Consider the following 23,146-nt stretch of genomic DNA (forward strand, 5'->3'; position numbering starts at 1 on the left):
GTCCGACCTCACCTCCTTCACGCTGAAGGCCGCGCTCGACGGCCTGAACGACAAGTCCTTCTCCTCGGTAGAGCTCACCCGGGCGCATGTGGAGGCGGTCGAGGCCGCCCGCGCGCTCAACGCCTATGTTCTGGAGACCCCGGAGCAGGCGATCGAGATGGCCAAGGCCTCGGACGCCCGCCGCGCCTCGGGCAATGCGGGTCCGCTGGACGGCGCGCCGCTGGGGATCAAGGACCTCTTCTGCACCAAGGGCGTGCGCTCCACCGCCGGCTCGAAGATCATCGGCGAGTTCGTCCCGACCTACGAAAGCACCGTCACCTCGAACCTGTGGCGCGACGGGGCGGTGATGCTGGGCAAGCTGAACCTGGACGAGTTCGCCATGGGCTCGTCCAACGAGACCTCGGCCTGGGGGCCGGTGGTCAATCCGTGGCGCGCCCAGGGCGGCAACGCCAAGCTGACCCCCGGCGGCTCGTCCGGCGGCTCGGCCGCGGCGGTGGCGGCCCAGCTCTGCCTCGGGGCCACGGCCACCGACACCGGCGGCTCGATACGCCAGCCGGCCGCCTTCACCGGCACGGTCGGGATCAAGCCCACCTACGGCCGCTGCTCGCGCTGGGGGATCGTGGCCTTCGCCTCTTCCCTCGACCAGGCGGGTCCGATGGCGCGCACGGTGCAGGATACCGCGATCCTGCTGACCTCCATGGCCGGCCACGACCCGAAGGACTCCACCAGCCTTCCCGTGGAAACACCTGATTTCGCGAGCTTTGTCGGCCGGTCGGTGAAGGGCTTGAGGATCGGCGTTCCCAAGGAATACCGCGTCGACAACATGCCGCCCGAGATCGACGCCCTGTGGGAACAGGGCATCGCCTGGCTGAAGGACGCCGGCTGCGAGATCGTCGAGGTGAGCCTGCCGCACACCAAATATGCGCTTCCGGCCTACTACATCGTGGCGCCTGCCGAGGCCTCGTCGAACCTGGCCCGCTACGACGGCATGCGCTACGGCCTGCGCGTCGAGGGCGGCAACCTCACCGACACCTACGAGAAGTCCCGCGCCGAGGGCTTCGGCGCGGAGGTGAAGCGCCGCATCCTGATCGGCACCTACGTCCTCTCGGCCGGCTACTACGACGCCTACTACGTGAAGGCGCTGAAGGTGCGCCGCCGCATCGCCGACGACTTCGACCAGGCGTTCCAGAAGGTCGACGCGCTGCTGACGCCGACCGCGCCCAGCGCGGCCTTCGGCCTCGGCGACCGCTCGGACGATCCGCTGGCCATGTACCTGAACGACATCTTCACGGTGACGGTGAACCTGGCCGGCCTGCCGGGGATGAGCGTGCCCGCGGGGCTCGACGCCCAGGGCCTGCCGCTCGGCCTGCAACTCATCGGCCGCGCCCTCGATGAGGGCACCCTGTTCTCGCTGGGCGGGGCGCTGGAAAAGGCCGCCAACTTCCAGGCCAGGCCGCAGAAGTGGTGGTAGGCTGACTCGGCGCCCTTCGGTTGAGCGGCGCCGAAGAGCTTGAGAGGGCGACATGAACGTCGGCAAGATCTGCGGCTTGGCCGCGACCATGGTCTTGGTGGCGGGCGCCGCCCGCGCCGCGCCTGCGCCCGACGAGGTCGGCAAACTCGCCAAGCCCTACGCCATCAACCTGTTGAACAAGACGGCCGTCACCTCCGCCGACCTGAAAGGCAAGGTGGTCGTGATAAACCGCTGGGCGACCTGGTGCACGCCCTGCAAGGCCGAGATGGTGACGTTCGAGACCTACCTGCGCACCCATCCGGGGACGGACCTGAAGATCTACGCCGTCACGACCGAACTCAGCTTTCCGGCGCGCAAGCTGGAGCCGCTCCAGCAAAAGCTGTCCTACGCGCTCGGCACCAGCGTCTCTGGCCGGGATTATGGGATAAAGGGCGCGGTGCCGACCAGCTACGTCATCGATCGGGCGGGTGTCGTCCGCTTCGCGGCGGCGGGGGCGTTCAACGACGAGAGCTTCGACGCCCTGATCACGCCGCTTCTCAAAGAGCCGGCGCCGGCCGCGATCGCACAGACGGCAGCCAGCCTGCAACCGGCCAAACCCTAGCGTCCGGCCCGCGGAATGAGCCGGCCTCCCGCACGGGGTGCGGAAGGCCGGCGATCCGTCTTACTTCCCGGCGGCCTTGTCGAGGTCGGCCTGGATCTGCTTCAGCTTGGCGTCGTCGATGGCGCCTTGGCTCATGGGAGCCACCTGGGCCAGCGTCATGTCCTTGATCTGGTCCATGTACTGTTCGATGCCGGGGACGTCCTTCTGCAGGACGGCCTTGCCCTTTTCGTCGGCCCAGATGGCGCCGATGGTGGACTTGTCGACCGACATCGGGCCGGCGGCCGGGGCGGTTTGCGCGAAGGCCGGGATGGCGGCGAGGGTCGCGAGGGCGGCAAGGCCCGCAACGAGCTTGGTCTTCATGGCTTGTGGGTCCTTCCCCAATGATGTGTCCGCGAAGCATGAGTGCGACCGCGGGGCGCCGCGCAAGAACGAAGCAATAAGCGCGGCAATTTGGCTCGCCCAAAAAAACGGCGATATTACGAACGTTGCTCGTTTGGTTCAGCTTGTCGAGATCGGCTCCCAGCCTCTTCGTCCGCAGGGGAGTTGATGGCCTCTTTCGCCGCCGCGCGCAAGGTGACGCTTGAGTCACGAATTGCGCAGACCGGCCCCAGCGAGCGGGCTCAGCCTTCCGCTTTCGCCCGGTCGGCGCTAGGGAAACGGCATGACTGAGAAGAGCAAGCTGATCGAAGGCCGCACCGGCTCGTGGGAAATCGTCCTGGGCCTGGAGGTCCACGCCCAGGTGGCCTCCAACGCCAAGCTGTTCAGCGGCGCGGCGGTGGGCGCGGGCGCGGGCCCCAACACGCAGGTCAGCCTGGTGGACGCCGCCATGCCGGGCATGCTGCCGGTGATCAACCGCCACTGCGTCGAGCAGGCCGTGAAAACCGGCCTCGGCCTGAAGGCGCAGATCAACCTGAAGAGCCACTTCGACCGGAAGAACTACTTCTACCCCGACCTGCCGCAGGGCTATCAGATCAGCCAGTACAAGGACCCGATCGTGGGCGCGGGCGAGGTGATCGTCGAGCATGACGACGGCTCGACCTTCACGGTGCGCATCGAGCGGCTGCACCTGGAGCAGGACGCCGCCAAGCTCCTGCACGATCAGGACCCCAACGCCACCTACGCCGACCTGAACCGCGCCGGCACCGCGCTGATGGAGATCGTCTCCATGCCGGACATGCGCTCCTCCGAGGAAGCCGCGGCCTATGTGAAGAAGCTCAGGACCATCCTGGTCTATCTCGGCACCTGCGATGGCGACATGGAGAAGGGCAATCTGCGCGCCGACGTGAATGTCTCGGTTTGCCGCCCCGGCGACTACGAGAAGTTCCGCGCGACCGGCAGTTTCAGCCACCTCGGCACGCGCTGCGAGATCAAGAACGTCAACTCCTACCGCTACATCCAGCAAGCCATCGAATACGAGGCCCGCCGCCAGATCGAGATCCTGGAGGACGGCGGCAAGATCGATCAGGAGACCCGGCTGTTCGACCCCACTAAGGGCGAGACGCGCTCCATGCGCTCCAAGGAAGAGGCGCACGACTATCGCTATTTCCCCGACCCCGACCTGCTGCCCCTGGAGCTCGACCCGGCGTGGGTGAAGCGCATCGAGGCGACCCTGCCGGAACTGCCGGACGCCAAGAAGGCGCGCCTGCAAAGCCAGTACGGGCTCACCGCCTATGACGCCCAGGTGCTGATCACCGAGCAGGCCCGGGCCGACTTCTATGAGGCCGCCGCCCAGGGCCGCGACGCCAAGCTGGTCGCCAACTGGGTGACCAACGACCTGGCGGCGCGCCTGACGGCCGGCGGCATCGACATCGAGAACAGTCCGATCTTCCCGGCCGCCATCGCCGAGCTCGTCCAGTTGATCGAGGAGGGGGTGATCTCCTCGAAGATCGCCAAGGACGTCTTCGAGCGGATGTGGCTGGGCGAGGGCTCGGCGACCGAGATCGTCGAGAAGCAGGGCCTGCGCCAAGTGTCCGACACCGGGGCCCTGGAAGCCATCATCGACAAGCTGATCGCGGCCAATCCAGGCCAGGCCGCGCAGGTGAAGGAAAAGCCCCAGGCCATCGGCTGGTTCGTCGGCCAGGTGATGAAGGAGACCGGCGGCAAGGCCAACCCCGGCGTCATCAACCAGATGCTGCGCGCCAAGCTCGGCTGATCATCCCTCCCGTTCGGGGAGGGCTGGCCTCTAGTAGGGCACGACGTCGAAGACCTGGCCGGTGGACTGCGACACCAGCGCCATGCCTCGCGACGTGCGCACCCACTCATAGCCGCGGGGCGGCGGGCGCAGACGGAACCGGCCGGGGTCCTGGATCACCTCGCCGCCGGCGCCGGGGCCCAGATAGCCGCCGCGCCGGGCCGCGCCGCCATAGCTGGGCGGGGCCGCATAGGCGCGCGGGTCATAGCGCGGGTCGGCGCGGTAGCCGTAGCGCGGGTCGTTTCTGGGATCCATTCTGGTGTCGCCGCCCTGCGGGTAGCCGCGGGGTTCGTAGCCGCCGCCACCGCCGCGGTAGTCCTCGCCGCGATAGGCCTGGCCCGGCGGCCCCTGGCGGCCCGGCGCCCAGCGGCCGCCCTCGCCGCGCCCGGGGCCTTGCTCCCGGTGACCCTCCTCGCGGTGGCCCCCCTGGTGGTCCTTCCCCATAGCGTCGCCGGCCCCAGCCAGGAGTCCGGCTGAGAGCGCAATGACGGCCAGAAGCGGGATCGCGCGGCGCATTTCGCCAATCATCCTCAAAAAGGCGTCTCGGTCGATGCTTACACTGTCAGCTACGCCTGAACTGCGCCTGAACAGGTTCAGTGCAAATGCCCTCGCGCCCGCCGACGATCCCCGTGGAGACCTGGATAGCAGCCGTCTTCGCCTGGGAACTGCGACCTTTTAACACCTGTGGCAAGATGAAGGCCTGACAACAGTCGCCTTAACCATGTGTTCAGCGCGCGCCTGTTTCCATGCCCCTGCCAAGGCCGGACATCGGCGTCCAGAACGGACACCAGCCGGCTGTTGAAGGGACAAAGGTCATGCTTGCGCAAATGCAGGTCGCCAACGAAGGGCTGCCGCTGCCCAGCGCGGAAGCCTCGGGCGACGAACTCTTCCGTCTGGGCCTGCTCTATTCGACGGGGCAGGGCGGCGCGCCGCTGGATTACGTTTCGGCCCACATGCTGTTCAACTTGGCCGCCATGCGCGGTTCGGTGGAAGCCAAGGTCTACCGCAAGGAGCTCTCCGAAGAGATGGCGTCCGACGAGGTGGCCGAAGCGCAGCGCCAGGCCCGCGAATGGCTCGCCCACGGCTGAAGCAGTCGGTTCTGCAACCGCTGGTCGGGAGATAGTCCCGGCGAATCAAGGCAGTAGGCGTGCGCTGTGCATGTGAGCGGGGACGGCGGACGATGAGTGCGATGAGCAAGTGGACTGCGGGCGTGCTGGGGGCCTTGGCGCTGGGATGCGCCGGCGCCGGCCACGCCGCCACCTATCTGCTCGACGTCGACGACTGCGTCGGGGCGGGCTGCGGACTGTCGTCCTACGGCACGGTGACCGTAACCCCGGGCGGCGCCGGAGGCCTGCACATCGCCGTGGACCTCGCCAACGGCGTCTATTTCGACCAGGGCGACAACGGCTGGGACGCGGTGGCGTTTGACGCGATGGGCTCGCCGATCACGACGACCGGGATCTCCGGCGACTTCTTCGCCTACAGCCCACATACGGCCCAAAGCCACCTCGAAGGCCCCGCGGCCCCCAACGCGCTCGGCGTCTCGCAACTCGGCGGCTTCTCCTATGTGGTCGACTGGGATCCGCGCGCCGGGACGACGCCGCAGATCGGCCAGCTCGCCTTCGACATCTCGGCCGGCAGCCTGACGTCGACCGCCAGCAACGATCAGCCGATCTATTTCGCGGTCGATGTAAAGCGCGCGACGCCGGGCGGAACTGTCTCCGGGGTGATCGGCGCGACCCTCGGCCCCAACATCCAGCAGGCCGGCGTCCCCGAACCGGCCGCCTGGGCCCTGACGATCATGGGCTTCGGGGCCGTGGGCGCCGGCCTGCGCCGCCGTGTGAGAGCCCTCGCAGCCTGATCAGGGGCCGTTCTCACGCCACCTGCGAGGTTTTCAACCATAGGGTGAGGGCGCTTGTAAATGTAACCTGCCGCGCCAGTTTGCCCCCAGGGCGGTAGCGTAAAGCTTGCCCGTGGCATTGAGGGCAAGCGATCATGACCAAGCGTTTTGGACTTCTGGCGGCGACGGCGATCGCCTGTGTCGGGGCCTTCGGAGGCGCGCAGGCGGCCACTCTGACGCCCATCCCTTCCTATGTGGATCCGGCCGGGGGAACGACCTCGGTGCTGGGTATCAACAACGCGGGCTGGATGACCGGCAATATCGCCGAGGCCAACGGCAGCAGCCTCGGCTTTGTGCGGGACGCGGCGGGGAACTACACGACCTTCTCGGCGAACGGCCTGTTCGCCACCTATGGTCGAGCGATCGACAATTCCAACACCGTCATCGGCTACGCGACCGACGCGGCCGGCGCGATCAACACCGACACCCAGTTCACGCGCACCACCGGCGGCGCGGTCACGGCCCTGCAGAATCCCAACACCGGGGTTCCTCTCCACGGCATCGCCCAGGGCGTGAACGCGACCGGGGCCATCGTCGGCGACTACTACTCGGGGCCCGGCGCCACCACGCCGCTGCTGGGCTACGTCCTCGACGGCTCGACCTTCACCACGCTCACGGCGCCCGGCTCGACGCGCACGGCGGCGCGCGGGATCGAGGACGACGGTACGGTGGCCGGCTGGGCCATCGTCGGCGGGGTCCAGGAGGGCTTCATCGAGCAGGGCGGCGCCTACAGCTTCTTCCAGGCGCCGGACGCGGGCAGCGTCGGCACGGTGTTCGAGGACATCAACAACAATGGCCTGGTGTCCGGCGAATGGATGGACGCCGGCGGTGACAGCCATGCGTTTGTGTTCAACAGCGTCGCCGACGCCTTCACCGACATCGACGTCCTGGGGGCGACCTCCACCTCCGCGTTCGGGCTCAACGACGCCGGCGACGTGGTCGTCACGGCCTCTGGCGTCGCCGAGGGGCCGAACAACTTCCTCTACCACGCCGACGCGGTCCCCGAGCCGACGACGTGGGCCATGCTGATCCTGGGCTTCTTCGGCCTGGGCGGCCTGCTTCGCCGCCGCAACGCCGCGCTAGCCGTCTAGGCAGAACCTTCATCGTCGGCTAGAAACCGCGATCCCGCCGCGGCCCATCGATCCGGGCCCGCGGCGGGGCGATGACGCCGGGAGGAATCCCGAGCGTTTTCAACAAGGTGACGTGGCCGAGTGGCTGAAGGCAACGGTTTGCTAAATCGTCATACCTGAAAGGGTATCGAGGGTTCGAATCCCTCCGTCACCGCCATCCTGCCTCGTGGAAGCGCTTCGCAGGGCAGGGCCGCCGGAGCGCCAATCGGCCGCAGCGGCTGCGACCGGATGCCAACTCCTCGGATATCGGTGTTCCGTATAGATCGGACGGATGTCCAGCAGCCGAATCTACGCCGAGCGAGCCTGCCACTTCTCCCGCCTGTCCGATGCGGCGCGCTCCGATGACGAGCGGGACAGCTACCGGGGCATCGCGGCGGCCTTCCTCGAGCGGGCAAAGAGCGAAGCCCGGCGGCAGACCGAGGCGCCGGGCCGCAGGGATCGCGACGAACCCTGAGTCGCAGCTTCAAGGCGGGGAACGATCGGGCCGCGAACCTGCCGACCGATGCCGAACATGGCCTCCCGGCGCCGGTTGGCGCTGTCAGGCGACCGAGGCCGCCTGGCCTTCCGATGCGTCCGCCGGGGGCTCCAGGGCCTGCTCCATGGCGCCGAACAGGGCGGCGATGTCGATCGGCTTGGGGACCATGCCGTCCATGCCGGCCGTCTCGTATTCCGCTACCTGATGGGTCATGGCGTTGGCGGTCACCGCCAGGATCGGGGTGCGCGGCCGGCCGGTCGTGCGCTCCCGTTCGCGGATGGCGAAGGTCGCGGCCACCCCGTCCATGATCGGCATCTGGATGTCCATCAGGATGATGTCCCAGTGCTGGGCCTCCCACGCCTCCACCGCCTGGCGACCGTTCGCCACCAGGGTCGGGGTGATTCCGGCCTGGGCCAAGAGGGTCTTCAGCACGAGCTGGTTGGTGTCGTTGTCCTCCGCGGCCAGCACGCGCAGCTCGCTCGCCGCTTGAGGCTCAGCCGCGTCTTCGGCGGGGCGGACGGGCTCCTCGCGGGCCACCGCCGGCGTGAGCGGCAGGCGCACAACGAAGGTCGAGCCGACGCCGGGCTCGCTCGCCGCCTCAATGACGCCGCCCATGAGCTGGGTCATCTCGCGGCAGATGGCCAGGCCCAGGCCCGCGCCGCCGAAGCGCCGCGTGCTCCCGGAGTCGGCCTGGTAGAACCCTTCGAACAGGTGTTCCAGGTCGTGGGACTCGATGCCGATGCCGGTGTCGGTCACCGTGAACACCACCTCGCCGGCGGTGCGCGCGACCGTCAGGGTCACCCCGCCGGCCTCGCTGAACTTCACCGCGTTGTCGGCCAGGCTGTAGAGCACGCGGCGGATGCGCGCGGAGTCGCCCATGTAGCGGCCGCAGGCGTCCTCGCCGATCTCGAAGTGGAACGCCAGGTCCTTCTTGTCGGCGAGCGGACGGTAGGCGGCCACCACGCCGCGCACCAAATGCTCCAGGTCGAACTCGGCCATTTCTAGCTCAAGCGCGCTGGATTCGATCTTCGACAGGTCGAGGAGGTCGTTCAGCACCGCCAGCAGGCTTTCGCTGGAGCGGCGGATGATCTTCACCCGCTCCTGCTGCACCTGGGTCAGGCGTTCGGTGGTCAGGGCCTGGGCCATGCCCAGGACGCCGTTCAGGGGCGTGCGCAGCTCGTGGCTCATGGTGGCCAGGAAGTTGGACTTGGCGCGGTTGGCCGCCTCGGCGGCGCGCTCGCGCTCCTCCGCCGCCTGCCGGGCGCGCATGAGCTCGTCCCAGGACGCCGCGAGCTGGGCGCGGGCCGACCAGAACTGCACCGCGAACAGCAGCAGGGTGAAGCCGGCGGCGATGGCGCCCAGCGTGTGGCCGGCGATGAGTTCCGTGCGCGCCTGGCCGAAGGCGATCAGGCCCAGGATGGCGATGTAGGGCGACAGGCTCGCGATCAGCACCCAGCGCGTGCGGTAGTAGCGCATGAGCACATGCACCATCGAGACGCTCATCAGGGCGAAGGCGAACAGGCGCTGGACCGGGCCGCCGCGGCTGATCAGGGCCAGAGCCGCCAGGGCGTAGAGGACGGTGGCCAGGACGCGCAGCACCGGCGCGACCCGCGACGCAAAGGCGGCGAAGCGGCCGTTGTGCGCCACCTGGCGCAGCAGAAGGTCTTCGGAGGCCAGGACGGAGACCGCCACCATGGTCCAGCCCATGACGTAGGGCCAGGGCGTCACGGGCAGGGCGGTCAGCACCACCATCGCCAGGCCCGAGACCTGGATAACGATATTCCGGCTGGTCTGAACAGCCAGAGCCACTGCGTGCGGGAACAGGTCCAGCGCCGCGCGGGCGTTTCCTTGGCGGGGAGACATCTGCGGGTCCTCCTCTCGCCTCATAGGATCGCCATAAAGTACTGACGTAAGGTTACGACCGGAAGTTGCGTTGCCGGGCCCGGTCGCTCGCCTCAGGTCACGGCCGCCCGGCGTTGAAACTGCGGGCGGTCCCAGGCCCGGCCGGCCAGCACCTGGGCCAGCGTCTCGGCAGCGTCCCAGACCTGGGCGTAGCTGAGGAACAGGGGCGAGAAGCCGAAGCGGGCGATGTCGGGGGCCCTGAAGTCGCCGACGACGCCGCGCGCCATCATCGCCTGCACCACGGCGTAGCCTTGCGGGTGGGCGAAGGAGACATGCAGGCCGCGCGCCGCGGCGTCGCGGGGCCCGGTCAGCGCCAGGTCGGCGTCGCCGGCCCGCGCCAGGGCCTCGGCGATGAACAGCTCCGCAAGGGCCAGGCCCTTGGCCTCCACCAGCGCCGGATCGGCCTGGAGTTGCAGATCGACGCCGGCCTCCAGCGCCGCCAGGCCCAGGATAGGCGGCGTGCCGGTGACCTGGCCGCGGATGCCGGCGGCAGGGCGGTAGCCGTCCTCGAAGGCGAAGGGCTCGGCGTGGCCCATCCAGCCGGTGAGCGGCGAGCGGATCGCCGCCTGGTGGCGGGCGGCCACGAACAGGAAGGCCGGCGCGCCCGGTCCGCCGTTCAGGTACTTGTAGCTGCAGCCCACCGCCAGGTCGGCCCGCGCCCCGTTCAGATCGACGGCGACGGCGCCGACGCTATGGCACAGGTCCCACAGCATCAGCGCATCCTTGGCGTGGGCGGCGTCGGTCACGGCGGCGAGGTCCCAGCGCCGTGAGGTCTTGTAGTGCACCTGGGTGAGGACGACGGCGGCGGTGTCCTCGTCGATCGCGCCGATCAGCTCGTCAGGGGCCACGGTCTTCAGCCGCACGCGGCCGTCCAGCAGGGCGCCCAGGCCCTGCACGGCGTAGAGGTCGGTGGGGAAGTTTCCGGCCTCCGAGAGGATCGTGGTCCGCCCGGGCCGCAGGGAACAGGCGCCCGCCGCCAGCTTGAAGAGGTTCACCGTGGTGGAATCCGCCACCGTCACCTCGCCGGGCGCGGCCCCGATCAGCCGGGCGATCTTGTCGCCGACCCGGGTGGGCGCCCCGATCCAGTCGGCGGTGTTCCAACTGCGCACCAGGCCCTCGCCCCATTCGCGGCGCGAGACCTCCGCCAGGCGCTCGTGGACCGCGAGCGGCGGCGGCCCGAGCGAATTGCCGTCGAGGTAGATCACGCCCTGCGGCAGGGCGAAGGCCTCGCGGAAGCCCGCCAGGGGATCGGCGGCGTCGAGCGCCAGGGCCTCGTCGCGGGTCACGGCTGCGGTCTCGTGCACATGGCAAGGCTCATAGAGCGCGCGGGCGCGGACAGAAAGGGGCGGCTGACGGGCCGGGGCGGCCTGTGCTTAAGTCACCTCCTGCGGACCTTGCGCCGCGGCCATTTGAACCAAGCCATTTCGCGGGCGAAGACCCGCCGGGGGAACGTCCAAGATGAACAAGCTGACCCATTTCGCCTTGGCCTCGGCCATCGCGCTGAGCCTGGCCGCCGGCGGCGCTTCGGCGGCCGACAAGCCGCCCGCCAAGCCCGCCGCCACGGCTGCGGCGGCCGCCAAGTGGCCGGGCCTGCCGCCGGGCGCGGTGGAGGAATATGCGGTCATGCGCGACGGGACCCGGCTCGCCGCCAACGTCTTCAAGCCCGCGGGAACCGGCCCCTGGCCCGTGGTGATGACCCGCACGCCCTATCTGAAGGACGGCCGCATCGACAAGGAGCACGATCCCGACGGCTCGAAGATGCGCGAGGCCCAGGTCAAGCAGGCCAGGCACTACACCGACGCGGGCTATGTCTTCGTCCTGCAGGACACGCGCGGCAAGGGCCGCTCCCAGGGCTTTTACGCCGCCTTCGAGAACGACGTGGAGGACGGCTACGACAGCGTCGAATGGGCGGCCGGCCGGCCGTGGAGCAACGGCAGGATCGGGCTCACCGGCGGCTCAGCCATGGGCATCACCGCCAATGAAGCGGCCATGGCCGCCCCGCCGCACCTGAAGGCGGCCTACGTCGTCGTCGCCCCCTTTGACCTGCTGCAGAACAGCTACCCCGGCGGCGTGCTGAAGGAGAAGGACGTGCTGGGCTGGTCGAAGGGCCAGGGCGTTTCCGACGAGGTGCTCGACACCCAGCGCCGCCGCGTCGAGGACGACATCTTCTGGAACCGCTCGGCGATGAGCGCGAACCGCAAGTACATCCAGATCCCGATCTACAACGTCGGCGGCTGGTACGACATCTTCAACCACGGCAACATTTCCAACTTCGAGTACCTGCAGAACCAGGGCGCGAAGGGCGCGCGCGGCAACCAGAAGCTGATGATGGGCCCGTTCGGCCACGGGGCCTTGTCGGGCAACCTGGAATATCCCGGCTTCGACCGCCTGAACCTGGCCGGCGACCAGGAGATCCGCTGGTTCGACTACTGGCTGAAGGGCGTCGACAACGGCATCATGGACGAGCCGCCGGTGACCTATTTCATGATGGCCGGCGCGGAGAAGGGCGCGATCTCGCCCAAGAACGGCATGCGCGCCTCCGCCAACTGGCCGCCGGCCAACCGCGAGCTGCGCTTCTACCTGACGCCGGACAAGACCCTGACCGGCAAGGCGCCGACGGGCGAGGGCACCAAGCTCAGCTATCGCTTCGATCCGGCCAATCCGGTCCCGACGGTGGGCGGGGCGAACCTGACCTTCGAGCGCGGGCCGATGGACCAGCGCGCCATCCCGGCGCGGCCGGACTACCTGCGCTTCACGACGCCGGCGCTGGACAAGGACCTGGTGATCTCCGGGCCGGTGAAGGTCGAGCTCTACGGGGCCACCGACGGCCCCGACACCGACTTCATGGCCAAGCTGGTGGACGTCTATCCCGACGGCTACGAGGCCCTGGTGCTCGACGCCCCGGTCCGGGCCCGCTTCCGCAACGGCCGCATGCCGGACCAGGTCAAGATGATGACGCCGGGCGCGCCGGAAGAGCTGGATATCGATCTCTGGTCGACGGCGATCACCTTCGAGAAGGGCCACCGCATCGCGGTGCACATCACCTCGTCCAACAGCCCGCGCTTCGAGGTGAACCCCAATACCGGCGAGCCCGCCGGCCAGCACCGCCTGGCGCCGCGCGTCGCCACCAACAGCGTCTACATGGACGCCGCCCACCCCTCGGCCCTGGTCCTGCCGGTCATCTATCCCGACGGCAAATAGGCCCTAGTTCCGGCGCCTAGGCCTTACCGTCCGGCTTGTTCTTCGGCCGCTCGTCGAAGTCGTGGAAGAAGCCGAACCGCACGCCGCCCTGGTGGTAGCCGGGGCGGTAGGTCTGGTCGTGGCCAAACTCCGCGCCCGGCGAGCCCGCGCGGGCCCGGTCATTGCGCTTCAGCGCCTTGTTCAACCGCTCGTCCTCGACTTCGAAGCCGGGGTCGGCCGGTGCGTCCGCCGCCGCGTCCGGAGTCTGTTCGTGATCGGCCATGGCGTGGATCCTTTCGCGTTGACGTCCCGGACGATTCAACGGCCAAGGCCAAGCTCTCGTTCCCGTCAGGCCCGCCCCGCGACGGCGATGGTTTCCAGCGCCATCACATCGGTGGCGTCGTCGGCGTCCATGATCTTCAGCAGGCGCGCGCGGGCGCGGTTGACGCGGCTCTTGATGGTGCCGAGCGCGCAGCCGCAGATCTCGGCCGCCTCCTCGTAGGAGAGGCCCGCGGCGCCCACCAGCACCAGCGCCTCGCGATGTTCGTCGGGCAGCTTGCGCAGCGCGACCTGCAGCGAGTGGAGCGCGACGCTCCAGTCCTGGGTCGGCGGCGATTTCAGTGCGCTCGCGTATTCGCCGGTCTCGTCGCGCACCTCGCGCCGGCGGCGCAGGACGGCGGTGTAGTAGGTGTTGCGCAGGATCGTGAACAGCCAGGCGCGCAGGTTGGTGCCGACCTCGAACTTCTCGCGGTTGGTCCAGGCCTTGATCAGGGTGTCCTGCACCAGGTCGTCGGCGTCAGAACCGTTGTGGCAGAGCGACCAGGCGAAGGCGCGCAGGGCCGGGATCAAGGCCACCACCTCGTCGCGCCAGTGTGGGGCGTCGGACACGGCGCGGGGTTGGGCGATCATCTGTTCCGGGGTCATCACGCGACTGCACCTCTGGCCACCCCCAGCGCTGCCACAACGCGGCCCCTTCGCATCCGTTCCGGCGGTTTCGGGCAGCGGAAAAAAGAGTCCTGTTCGAGGACCTTGTTCGCGGGCCAAGGTTGCGCCCGCGCCTGGAATGCTTAGGTCTTGGCCTGGCGGGGAGGCGCGGCCGGCGACGGGCGCGCGGAGAGGAGGCCTATGGTCCAGTCCGACGAACCGCATGGGCTCGCGTCCGCGGCCGCCCAGCCACCCGTCGCCGCGGCGCATCCGCCCGTGTCGAGCGCCATGCACCGCTACCGCGCGGTGCGGCAGGCCACCGAGGTCCTGACCCGCGCGCTCACGCGGGAGGACCAGCTCGCCCAGTCCATGCCCGACGCCAGCCCCACAAAGTGGCACCTGGCGCACGTCACCTGGTTCTGGGAGACCTTCCTGCTGATCCCGAACCTGGCGGGCTACAAGCCCTTCGATCCGCGCTTCCACTACCTGTTCAATTCCTATTACGAGGCGCTCGGCCCGCGCCAGCCGCGGCCGCAGCGGGGCCTGCTGACCCGGCCGTCGCTGGACGACGTGATCGCCTATCGGGCGCATGTGGACGCCGCCATGGGCCGCCTCCTGGCCCCCGATGACGGCGGCGGCGCGGGCGCGCTTTCGTCCCTTCTCGACCTCGGCCTGGCCCATGAGGAGCAGCATCAGGAGCTGATCCTGATGGACGTCCTGCACCTCTTCGCCCAGTCGCCGTTGCAGCCGGCCTATGCGCCGCCGCGCCCCGCGCCCTCAGGCCAGGTTCCCGAGGCGCCGCGCTTCGTGGGCTTCGAGGGCGGGCTGGTGGAGATCGGCCACGGCGGGCAGGGCTTCGCCTTCGACAACGAGGGGCCGCGCCACAAGGTGTGGCTGGAACCGTTCGAGCTGGCCGACCGCCTGGTGACCAACGGCGAATGGCTGGCCTTCATGGCCGACGGCGGCTACCGCCGCCCCGAGCTGTGGCTTTCCGAGGGCTGGGCGAGGGCCCGGGAGGAAGACTGGCAGGCGCCGCTCTATTGGCAGCAAGGCCCTGGCGATCAGGGCGGCGATTGGTGCGCCATGACCCTGCACGGCCTGCGCCCCGTCGATCCCGCCGCGCCGGTCGCCCATGTCAGCTTCTATGAGGCGGAGGCCTATGCCGCCTGGGCCGGCGCGCGCCTGCCCACCGAAGCCGAATGGGAGCACGCCGCGCAGGACCTGCCGGTCGCGGGGAATTTCCTGGGCTCGGGCCGCCTGGCGGCCGCCGCTGCGCCGCCGGGGACGGGCCTGCGCCAAGTGTTCGGCGACCTTTGGGAATGGACCCGCAGCGCCTATGCCCCCTATCCGGGCTTCAAGCCCGCCGCCGGCGCGGTGGGCGAGTACAACGGCAAGTTCATGGCCGGTCAGTTCGTCCTGCGCGGCGGGGCCTGCGTCACGCCCACCGGCCACGCGCGCGCCAGCTACCGCAACTTCTTCTATCCGCAGCAGCGCTGGATGTTCTCCGGGGTGCGCCTGGCCCGTGACGCTGCGCGCGACGCCCAGGCCGAGGTGACGAGCGCCTTCAAGGCCGACGTCCTGGAGGGTCTCGCCCGGCCGCAGAAGGCCGTGCCGCCGAAATACTTCTACGACGCCGAGGGCTCGCGCCTGTTCGAGGCGATCACCGAGCTGGCCGAATACTATCCGACCCGCACCGAGGTGGCGCTGCTGCGCAGGATTGCGCCTCGGATCGCCCAGATCATCTCCCGCGGCGCGGCCCTGGTGGAGTTCGGCAGCGGGGCCAGCACCAAGACGCGCCTGCTGCTCGACGCCGCCCCGCAGATCGCCGTCTACGCCCCGATCGACATCAGCCGCGCCGCCCTCGACGAGGCGGCCGGCGCCATCCGCCGCGACTATCCTAAGCTGACGGTGGCGCCGCTGCTGGAGGACTTCACCCGCGCCATCAGCCTGCCAGCGGCGGCGCAGGGCCGCCCGGTGACCGGCTTCTTTCCGGGCTCGACCATCGGCAACTTCACGCCCCAGGAGGCGCAGGCCTTCCTGGCGAGCGCGCGGGGCCTGTTGGGGGCCGGATCGCGCTTCCTGGTCGGCATCGACGTGGTGAAGGACGAAAAGGTCCTGGTGGCCGCCTATGACGACGCCCTGGGCGTCACCGCGGCGTTCAACAAGAACCTGCTGGCGCGGATCAACCGCGAACTCGGCGCGGACTTCGACCTGAGCGCCTTCGCCCACCGCGCCGTCTGGAACGCCGAGGAGAGCCGGATCGAGATGCACCTCGAAAGCCTGTGCGATCAGCGGGTGCGGGTGGCCGGCTCGGTCTTCTCCTTCGCCAAGGGTGAGACCATCCACACGGAGAACTCGGCCAAGTTCACGGTGGAGCGCTTCGCGGCCCTGGCGAACAAGGCGGGCTGGACCCTTGAAACCAGTTGGCTCAGCGAGGACCCCGCCTTCGCGGTCGTGTCGCTGATGGCCTGAGCGTTCCCGGCCGGCGTCAAAGCCGGCCGGTCAGGCTCTGCGACCCTGCCGGGACGCTGGGGCGCGCTAGCCCAGATCGCGGTTGCGATTGCGGCCGCCGCCACGGCTGGCCTCGCCGCCCTTGCGGCCGGCGGCGGCGGCGAGATCGCGGTCCTTGGCGAAGCTGCGCTTCTCGCCCGGCACCGAGGCGCCGCCCTTGCGGGCGATCTCGCGGCGGCGTTCGGGGTTCATCGCGGCGAAACCTCGGCGGGCGCGGGGCTTTCCGGTGTCAGCGGTGGGCATGGGGGGTCTGCTCCTCGGGCGTCTGGTGACCTTCGGTGGGGCTAACCAACGAGGCGCGGCCAAGGTTGCGTTGAAAATCGACGGAGTTGCGCAGAAACGGGCGTCGGCGGCCCAAGCTTCGCCTTGCGGCGGGTTCCGCAGGGTCATTCACAAGTTCGCGAGGGCGCGCTCTAAAGCGGCAGTTGGACGCGCGCCGTCAGGCCGCCGCCGATGCGGTTGATCAGGTCCACGTCCCCGCCGTGGCCGCGGGCGATGGAGCGGACCACCGCCAGGCCCAGGCCGATGCCGCCGGTCTGGCGGCTGCGCGAGGGCTCGCGCCGGTAGAAGGGTTCGAACACCTTTTCGCGGTCGGAGGGCGGGATGCCGGGCCCGTCGTCCTCGATTTCCACGAAGGCGTTGGCGCCGTCGCGGAACACCCGGGTCCGCGCCCGCCCGCCGAACTTCACGGCGTTCTCCAGCAGGTTGGAGAACAGCCGGCGCAGCGCCATGGGATCGCCCTCCAGCACCACCTTCTCCCCGCTCTCCACCTCGGTGGAGGCGCCGGTCTCGGCCATCTCGTCGCAGAGGCTTTCCAGCAGGGACGACAGCTCCAGGGGCGTGCGTTCGCCCGGCTGGCTGGCGTCGCGGACGAAGGTCAGGGCCGCGGAGATCATCTCCTCCATCTGGTCGATGTCGGCGCCCATCTTGGCCTTCTGCTCGTCCGGCAGGCCCTCGATGCGGAACCGCAGGCGGGTCAGCGGGGTGCGCAGGTCGTGGGCGATGGCCCCCACCATGGCGGTGCGGTCCTCCACGTAGCGCCGCAACCGCTCCTGCATGTCGTTGAAGGCGTTCGCCGCCACGCGGATCTCGGCCGGGCCTTTCACCGGCAGCGGCTCGGCGCGCGGGTCGCGCCCCAGCCGCTCGGCGGCGTCGGCGAACAGTTGGATCGGCGCCGCCAGCCGCCGGGCGAAGACATAGGCCACCGGGGCCATGACGACGGCCGAGAGGACGAACCACAGGGCGACGCGCTGCTGCCAGGGGCTGAGGCCGAACGCGGGCTGCGAGCGGACCACCGCCCATCGGCCATCGGCCTGCCGCACCCCGACCTGGAACGGCGCGATCAGGAAATGCTCCTCCTCACGTACGCCCACCCTGGCCGCCCGGTCGCGGATGATCCGGCCGACACGGCGGTCGGACAGGGGGCCGCGCTCTCCGGCGACGACGATGCTGTCCGCGGGCACGGCCAGATCCTGCGCGAGCTTGCCGCGGATGGCGGGCATCGACTGGCCGTCCAGGGCCGGCGAAGGCGGACGGCCCATGGAAATTCGCTCGAGCGGCTTGCGCTCGGCCAGAGTGATCGGCGCACCGCGATAGGTGCGTTCGATCTCGGTGAGGCGATAGAAATCCGGGGCGGGCGGCGGCAGCATGAACAGGAGCAGGGTGCTCATCGCCCAGGCCAGCACCAGGGTCAGGCCGGTCAGGGTCAAGAGCTGGACGAACAGCGACCCGGTCGGCCTCGCCTTCGTCCAGTCCATCATCCTGCGACGCTCCTGGCGGCGCTTCGCAGGGATCGTCCTTCGAAGCCTTGCCGAAGAAGGATCATGTGCGTTTCACCTTGGCGGTGAACATATAGCCCTCGTTGCGGATCGTGCGGATCAGCTCGTGGCTGCCGCCGCCGTCGTCCAGCTTGCGCCGAAGCCGGCTGATCTGCACATCGATCGCCCGGTCGAAGGCATCGGAGTCCGGGCCGCGGGCGAACTCCAGCAACTGGTCGCGGGTCAGCACCCGCTGCGGCCGCTCGACGAAGGCCCGCAGCAGGGAGAATTCGCCGCTCGACAGGTTGACCACCACCCCGGCCGGGGAGCGCAGCTCGCGGCGCACCAGGTCGAGGCGCCAGCCCGCGAACTCGCAGCCCGCGCCCACGCCGCCCGAGGACGAGCGCTGTTCGGCCCGGCGCAGCACCGCGCGCACCCGCGCCAGCAGCTCGCGCGGATTGCAGGGCTTGGCCAGGTAGTCGTCGGCGCCCAGCTCCAGGCCCACGATCCGGTCGGTGTCCTCGCCCATGGCCGACAGCATGATGATCGGCGGGCCGCCTTCGCCGTTGGCGAGCCTGCGGCACACCGCCAGGCCGTCCTCGCCCGGCAGCATCACATCGAGCACGATCAGGTCCACGGGGCCGCGCTCCAGCGCCTGCTCCATCTCCGTCGCATCGCCGGCGGTGTCGACCCTGTAGCCGTGCTTGCCCAGGAAGTCGGACACGACATCGCGGATACCGGGGTCGTCGTCGACCATCAGGATGCGGGCGCCCGCGCTGCTCATTTCGAGGATCTGCTCCATGGCCGAGAGGTTGGCGGCGGCGCGTAACGCGCCGATTTCGCGGCTGAAATCACGTGTGTGACAAGACGTCGTCGGCGACAAAGGGGTTGGACCGCCGCTCCTGGCCGAAGCTGGACATCGGTCCATGCCCCGGCACGAAGCGTACATCGTCGCCCAGGGGCCATAGCTTGCCGGTGATGGCGGCGATCAATTGGGCGTGGTCGCCGCGCGGAAAGTCGGTGCGCCCGATCGAGCCCTGGAACAGCACGTCGCCCACCTGGGCGAACCGCGCCTCGCGGTGGAAGAAGATGACATGCCCCGGGGTGTGCCCCGGACAGTGGTAGACCTCGAACCGGGTCTCGCCCAGCGTCACCACGTCGCCGTCCTGCAGCCAGCGGTCCGGCGTGAAGCCCTTCGCGTCAGGCATGCCCCACTTGGCGCCCGAGGCTTCGATCTGGTCGATCCAGAAGGCGTCGTCGGGGTGCGGTCCCTCGATGGGGACGCCGGTGGCCGCCTTCAGCGCCGCCGTGCCGCCGGCGTGGTCCAGGTGGCCGTGGGTGATCCAGATCTTCTCGAGCGTCAGCCCCTGGCTTTCCAGCGCCTCCAGCAGGCGCGGGACCTCGCCGCCCGGATCGATTACCGCGGCCTTCAGGGTCTTGGCGCACCAGACGATGGTGCAGTTCTGCTGCAGCGGCGTCACCGGCGCGATCAGGGCGCGGATCGGCAGGTCCTGTTTCGTGGGGGGAGGCGGCTGCGGCGCGTTCATCTCCCCCTATGATCGTGTGTTACGGCCCATAAGAAAAGGCCCGGGCGAAACCCGGGCCTTTCCGTCGCCGTCGATGCGGGTCCGCTAGAGGGGCGTGCCCCCCGGACCTTCGATCAGCGGCTCGTCGAATTCGACGCCCCGGCGGACGTTCGATTTCCAGAAGCCGTAGCTGAAGTAGAAGACCAGCCCGATCGCGGTCCAGCTATAGAACAGGGCCTTCGACTTGACGTCGAGGCTCAGGAACAGGGTCACGCAGCCGATGATCGACAGGGGCGCGACGACGAACAGCAGCGGCGTCTTGAACGGCCGCACGCGGTTCTTGTCGGTGAAGCGCAGGATCATCACCCCCAGCGACACCGCCCCGAAGGCGAACAGCGTCCCGGAGTTGGAGTAGTCCGCCAACTGCCCGACCGGCAGGAAGGCGGCGAACAGCGCCACCACGATCCCGGTCACCAGGGTGATGATCCAGGGCGTCTTGAACTTCGGGTGCACGGTGGAGAGGACCGGCGGCAGCAGGCCGTCGCGGGCCATGACGAAGAAGATCCGCGTCTGGCCGTACATCATCAGCAGCACGACCGACGGAAGCGCGATGGTCGCGGCGAGCGCGACCACATTGCCGAAGAACGGATGGCCGACCTCGCGCAGCACATAGGCCAGCGCTTCCTTGGAGCAGACCAGCGGCGCGTGGGCGCCGATGGCCGTGCACTGGGCGGCCAGTTCCGGCGAGCCGGCGGCGTAGGGCGCGCCGTCCGGGCCAACCAGCGGCTGGGCCCCGAAGGCCCCGACCGCGCCGCCTGCGGCCAGCAAGTAGAAGACCGTGCAGATCAGCAAGGACCCGATCAGGCCGATCGGCACGTTGCGCTGCGGGTTCTTGGTTTCCTCGGCGGCGGTGGAGACCGCGTCGAAGCCTACATAGGCGAAGAAGATGGAGGCCGCGGCCCCCAGCACGCCCGTCCCGGACGAGCCCAGGGGATTGCCCCATCCGCGCGGCGTAAAGGGCTGGAAGTGGTCCATGTGGCCGGTGATCATCGGCACGGTCAGCACCACGAACAGGCTGAGCGCCGCCACCTTGATCGCCACCAGCACGGCGTTGACCGTGGCGCTCTCCTTGGTGCCGATCACCAGCAGCAGCGTCACCAGGGCGGTGATGATCACCGCCGGAAGGTTGATGAAGCCGCCGGCCTCGCCGCCTTCCAGGAAGGTGCCGATGGTGATCTTCGGCCCCACAGTGAGCGCGTGGGGGATGTGCCAGCCGATGGCGTCGAACAGGCCGACGATGTGGCCCGACCAGCCCACCGCCACGGCGCTGGCGCCCAGGGCGTATTCGAGGATCAGGGCCCAGCCGACCAGCCAGGCCACGAGCTCGCCCATGACGGCGTAGGAATAGGTGTAGGCCGATCCCGCCACCGGCACCATCGAGGCCAGTTCTGAGTAGCAGAGCGCCGCCACGGCGCAGACCGCGCCGGCGATGATGAACGAGACCATCATGCCCGGGCCGGCCTTCTGCGCCGCCGTGGCGGTAAGCACGAAGATCCCGGTCCCGATGACCGCGCCGATGCCGAGCAGGGTGAGTTGCAGCGGCCCCAGCGAGCGGTGCAACGACTTCTTTTCCGCCGTCGCCAAAATGGCGTCGAGCGACTTAATTCGCCACATAGGGCCTCCAAACAAGCGGGCCCCATGGCCGCTGGCAATTTACCGGCGCGACCGTGGCGTGACGCTCCTGCGGCGTCAACTGGCGCGCATCGTTTGCGCTGCAGCTTGTGGCGACGGAAGGAAGGCGGCGCTCGAATCCAGGGCGGATCCGGACGAATTGACCCGGATCGCCCCGTCCACGCGACCGGTCATTGCCGAGAGGCGCCAGCGCGACTAGCGTGCCCCGGCGGGTGACGGGTGGGTCGCCCAACATTGGGGAGAATCGCCGGATGGCGAACGCTTCGGGCATCGGGCGCATCTTCCTGCGCAAGTCGGTCGGCCAGATTCAGGCCGAACATGAGCACGGCGAGCTCAAGCGCTCGCTGGGCGCGCTCAACCTGGTGCTCCTGGGCATCGGCTGCATCATCGGCACCGGCATCTTCGTCCTCACCGGCCGGGCCGCGGCGCAGTTCGCGGGGCCGGGCATCACGGTCTCCTTCGTCATCACCGGCCTGCTCTGCGCCTTCGTCGCCCTCTGCTACGCCGAGCTGGCCTCGGCGCTGCCGGTCTCCGGCTCGGCCTATAGCTACACCTACGCCTCAATGGGCGAGGGGGCGGCCTGGGTGATGGGCCTGCTTCTGCTCCTGGAATACGGCCTGGCGGGCTCGACCGTCGCGCTCGGCTGGTCCGGCTATTTCGTCAGCCTGGCGAGGGACATGGGGATCATCATCCCGCCGGAGCTCACCGCGGCCCCGGGGGTGGCCGTCAAGGACATGACCGGCGCGGTGATCGCCACCGGCGTCGTGAACCTGCCGGCGATCGTGATCCTGGGCCTGGTCACCCTGCTGCTGATCCGCGGCGTCACGGAGTCGGCGACGGTCAACAACATCATCGTGGCCATCAAGCTGACCGTGGTCATCGCCTTCATCCTCATCGGCATCCGCTACGTGCACCCCTCGCAGTGGTCGCCGCTGGTGCCGGCCGAGATCCCGGCCCGGCCGCCGGGCACGAACATGGACATGTGGCATCAGATCGGCCGCGCCCTGACCGCCGTCATCACCGGCGACACCTCCCACAAGTACGGGGTCGGCGGCGTGATCCATGGCGCGGCGGTGATCTTCTTCGCCTACCTGGGGTTCGAGGCGGTCTCCACCGCCGGGGCCGAGGCGCGCAACCCGGCCAAGGACATGCCTATCGGCATCCTGGGCGCCCTGGTGATCTGCACCGTGCTCTACATCATGACCTCGGCGGTGCTGGTCGGGATCGTGCCCTACAACCTGCTGGACGTGCCCGCGCCGATCGCGCTCGCCACCGACATGATGGGGCTGAAGTGGTTCTCGGTGCTGGTGAAGATCGGCGCGATCGCCGGCCTCTCCAGCGTCATGCTGGTGCTGCTCTACGGCCAGACGCGGATCTTCTACACCATGAGCCGCGACGGCCTGCTGCCCACGGCCCTGGCCGCGGTGCACAAGACGTTCCGCACGCCCTGGATCAACACCATCATCGTGGGCCTGCTGGCCATGGGCGCGGCGGGGTTCCTGTCGCTGGACGCCCTGTCGGACCTGTCCAACGTCGGCTCGCTGGCGGCCTTCGCCCTGGTCTGCATCACGGTCATCTACCTGAGGGTCAGCGAGCCGGGGCTGGTGCGCCCCTTCCGCACGCCGCTCTATCCCGTGGTGCCGGTCCTGGGCGCGATCATGTGCTTGGTGCTGCTGCTCAGCCTGATGTCGACGCCGGCCACGCGGAACTTCTTCCTGGGCTACCTGGTGGTCGGGATCGTCATCTACTTCCTCTACGGCATCCGGGCCTCGAAGCTGGGGCGCGGGGTGCTGGTGACGGGCCACGAGCCGGCGCCGTTCGCCGATCTCCCTCTCAAGGGCGACTTGGATTCGTAGACGGGGACTCGTATCCGGGGGGCGGCGCGC

21 protein-coding genes and 1 tRNA gene are annotated in these 23,146 nt (G+C 69.3%); 11 read left to right on the top strand and 11 right to left on the bottom strand.

The annotated features are described in order from the left end of the window. A partial coding sequence (gene gatA / locus VNW53_RS15825) for an Asp-tRNA(Asn)/Glu-tRNA(Gln) amidotransferase subunit GatA (RefSeq protein ID WP_325556760.1) occupies nt 1-1,471 on the top strand: 1,471 nt, incomplete at its 5' end. A gap of 52 nt (nt 1,472-1,523) precedes the next feature. Further along, complete coding sequence (locus VNW53_RS15830; RefSeq protein WP_325556761.1) at nt 1,524-2,072, top strand: TlpA disulfide reductase family protein; 549 nt, start codon at nt 1,524-1,526, stop codon at nt 2,070-2,072. A gap of 60 nt (nt 2,073-2,132) precedes the next feature. Here the strand turns inward: VNW53_RS15830 and VNW53_RS15835 are convergent, their stop codons facing one another. Further along, the gene (locus tag VNW53_RS15835; protein ID WP_325556762.1) at nt 2,133-2,432 is read right to left on the bottom strand and encodes a hypothetical protein; all 300 of its coding nucleotides are present in this window, start codon (nt 2,430-2,432) and stop codon (nt 2,133-2,135) included. 301 nt (nt 2,433-2,733) lie between these two features. Between VNW53_RS15835 and gatB the strand changes: the two genes are divergently transcribed. After that, nucleotides 2,734-4,224 (top strand): Asp-tRNA(Asn)/Glu-tRNA(Gln) amidotransferase subunit GatB, encoded by a 1,491-nt coding sequence (gatB, locus tag VNW53_RS15840; protein ID WP_325556764.1) that lies wholly within the window; start codon nt 2,734-2,736, stop codon nt 4,222-4,224. A gap of 30 nt (nt 4,225-4,254) precedes the next feature. On the opposite strand, the gene VNW53_RS15845 is transcribed toward gatB, so the two are convergent. Beyond that, complete coding sequence (locus VNW53_RS15845; protein WP_325556765.1) at nt 4,255-4,707, bottom strand: RcnB family protein; 453 nt, start codon at nt 4,705-4,707, stop codon at nt 4,255-4,257. Nucleotides 4,708-5,078: 371 nt separating this feature from the next. Here VNW53_RS15845 and VNW53_RS15850 point away from each other — a divergent pair, with 371 nt between their 5' ends. The 5 genes from VNW53_RS15850 to VNW53_RS15870 all read left to right on the top strand — a co-directional run bounded on the left by VNW53_RS15850 (nt 5,079) and on the right by VNW53_RS15870 (nt 7,747). Beyond that, a complete protein-coding gene (locus VNW53_RS15850) occupies nt 5,079-5,351 on the top strand; it encodes a sel1 repeat family protein (RefSeq protein ID WP_325556767.1) in 273 nt (90 codons plus the stop codon). A 101-nt stretch (nt 5,352-5,452) separates the two neighbouring features. Continuing rightward, nucleotides 5,453-6,124 (top strand): PEPxxWA-CTERM sorting domain-containing protein, encoded by a 672-nt coding sequence (locus tag VNW53_RS15855; RefSeq protein WP_325556768.1) that lies wholly within the window; start codon nt 5,453-5,455, stop codon nt 6,122-6,124. Between the two features lie 134 nt (nt 6,125-6,258). Then, nucleotides 6,259-7,254, top strand: coding sequence for a PEPxxWA-CTERM sorting domain-containing protein (locus VNW53_RS15860; protein WP_325556770.1), 996 nt, complete (start codon nt 6,259-6,261; stop codon nt 7,252-7,254). Between the two features lie 106 nt (nt 7,255-7,360). Continuing rightward, nucleotides 7,361-7,450: transfer RNA gene (locus VNW53_RS15865), tRNA-Ser, on the top strand. Between the two features lie 114 nt (nt 7,451-7,564). Next, entirely contained in the window at nt 7,565-7,747 is a 183-nt protein-coding gene (locus VNW53_RS15870; protein WP_325556771.1) for a hypothetical protein, read from the top strand. A gap of 84 nt (nt 7,748-7,831) precedes the next feature. Here the strand turns inward: VNW53_RS15870 and VNW53_RS15875 are convergent, their stop codons facing one another. Next, nucleotides 7,832-9,631 carry an ATP-binding protein gene (locus tag VNW53_RS15875; RefSeq protein WP_325556772.1) on the bottom strand — a complete coding sequence of 600 codons (1,800 nt, stop codon included), beginning with the start codon at nt 9,629-9,631 and terminating at the stop codon, nt 7,832-7,834. Nucleotides 9,632-9,723: 92 nt separating this feature from the next. Next, on the bottom strand, nt 9,724-10,974 hold the full coding sequence (gene kynU, locus VNW53_RS15880; RefSeq protein WP_325556773.1) for a kynureninase: 1,251 nt from the start codon (nt 10,972-10,974) through the stop codon (nt 9,724-9,726). Nucleotides 10,975-11,128: 154 nt separating this feature from the next. On the opposite strand from kynU, the gene VNW53_RS15885 reads away from it, so the two are divergent. Continuing rightward, nucleotides 11,129-12,871: a CocE/NonD family hydrolase gene (locus tag VNW53_RS15885; protein WP_325556775.1), complete on the top strand. Its 1,743-nt coding sequence runs from the start codon at nt 11,129-11,131 to the stop codon at nt 12,869-12,871. 16 nt (nt 12,872-12,887) lie between these two features. Here the strand turns inward: VNW53_RS15885 and VNW53_RS15890 are convergent, their stop codons facing one another. Beyond that, complete coding sequence (locus VNW53_RS15890; protein WP_325556776.1) at nt 12,888-13,133, bottom strand: hypothetical protein; 246 nt, start codon at nt 13,131-13,133, stop codon at nt 12,888-12,890. A 65-nt stretch (nt 13,134-13,198) separates the two neighbouring features. Next, a complete protein-coding gene (locus VNW53_RS15895) occupies nt 13,199-13,759 on the bottom strand; it encodes a sigma-70 family RNA polymerase sigma factor (RefSeq protein ID WP_325556778.1) in 561 nt (186 codons plus the stop codon). A gap of 303 nt (nt 13,760-14,062) precedes the next feature. Between VNW53_RS15895 and egtB the strand changes: the two genes are divergently transcribed. Further along, nucleotides 14,063-16,246 carry an ergothioneine biosynthesis protein EgtB gene (egtB, locus tag VNW53_RS15900; RefSeq protein WP_325556833.1) on the top strand — a complete coding sequence of 728 codons (2,184 nt, stop codon included), beginning with the start codon at nt 14,063-14,065 and terminating at the stop codon, nt 16,244-16,246. A 66-nt stretch (nt 16,247-16,312) separates the two neighbouring features. Here the strand turns inward: egtB and VNW53_RS15905 are convergent, their stop codons facing one another. The 5 genes from VNW53_RS15905 to VNW53_RS15925 form a co-directional block, all read right to left on the bottom strand. Continuing rightward, nucleotides 16,313-16,528, bottom strand: coding sequence for a general stress protein (locus tag VNW53_RS15905; protein ID WP_325556779.1), 216 nt, complete (start codon nt 16,526-16,528; stop codon nt 16,313-16,315). A 170-nt stretch (nt 16,529-16,698) separates the two neighbouring features. Further along, the gene (locus tag VNW53_RS15910; RefSeq protein WP_325556780.1) at nt 16,699-18,045 is read right to left on the bottom strand and encodes an ATP-binding protein; all 1,347 of its coding nucleotides are present in this window, start codon (nt 18,043-18,045) and stop codon (nt 16,699-16,701) included. A 61-nt stretch (nt 18,046-18,106) separates the two neighbouring features. Continuing rightward, the gene (locus tag VNW53_RS15915) at nt 18,107-18,844 is read right to left on the bottom strand and encodes a response regulator (RefSeq protein ID WP_325556782.1); all 738 of its coding nucleotides are present in this window, start codon (nt 18,842-18,844) and stop codon (nt 18,107-18,109) included. A gap of 49 nt (nt 18,845-18,893) precedes the next feature. Continuing rightward, a complete protein-coding gene (locus VNW53_RS15920; protein ID WP_325556783.1) occupies nt 18,894-19,589 on the bottom strand; it encodes an MBL fold metallo-hydrolase in 696 nt (231 codons plus the stop codon). A gap of 84 nt (nt 19,590-19,673) precedes the next feature. After that, nucleotides 19,674-21,242 (bottom strand): amino acid permease, encoded by a 1,569-nt coding sequence (locus VNW53_RS15925; RefSeq protein ID WP_325556784.1) that lies wholly within the window; start codon nt 21,240-21,242, stop codon nt 19,674-19,676. 269 nt (nt 21,243-21,511) lie between these two features. On the opposite strand from VNW53_RS15925, the gene VNW53_RS15930 reads away from it, so the two are divergent. Then, on the top strand, nt 21,512-23,116 hold the full coding sequence (locus VNW53_RS15930) for an APC family permease (RefSeq protein WP_325556786.1): 1,605 nt from the start codon (nt 21,512-21,514) through the stop codon (nt 23,114-23,116). Nucleotides 23,117-23,146 lie beyond the last annotated feature (30 nt).

The organism is Phenylobacterium sp. (assembly GCF_035569475.1).
In the GTDB taxonomy this organism is placed as follows: Bacteria; Pseudomonadota; Alphaproteobacteria; order Caulobacterales; family Caulobacteraceae; genus Phenylobacterium.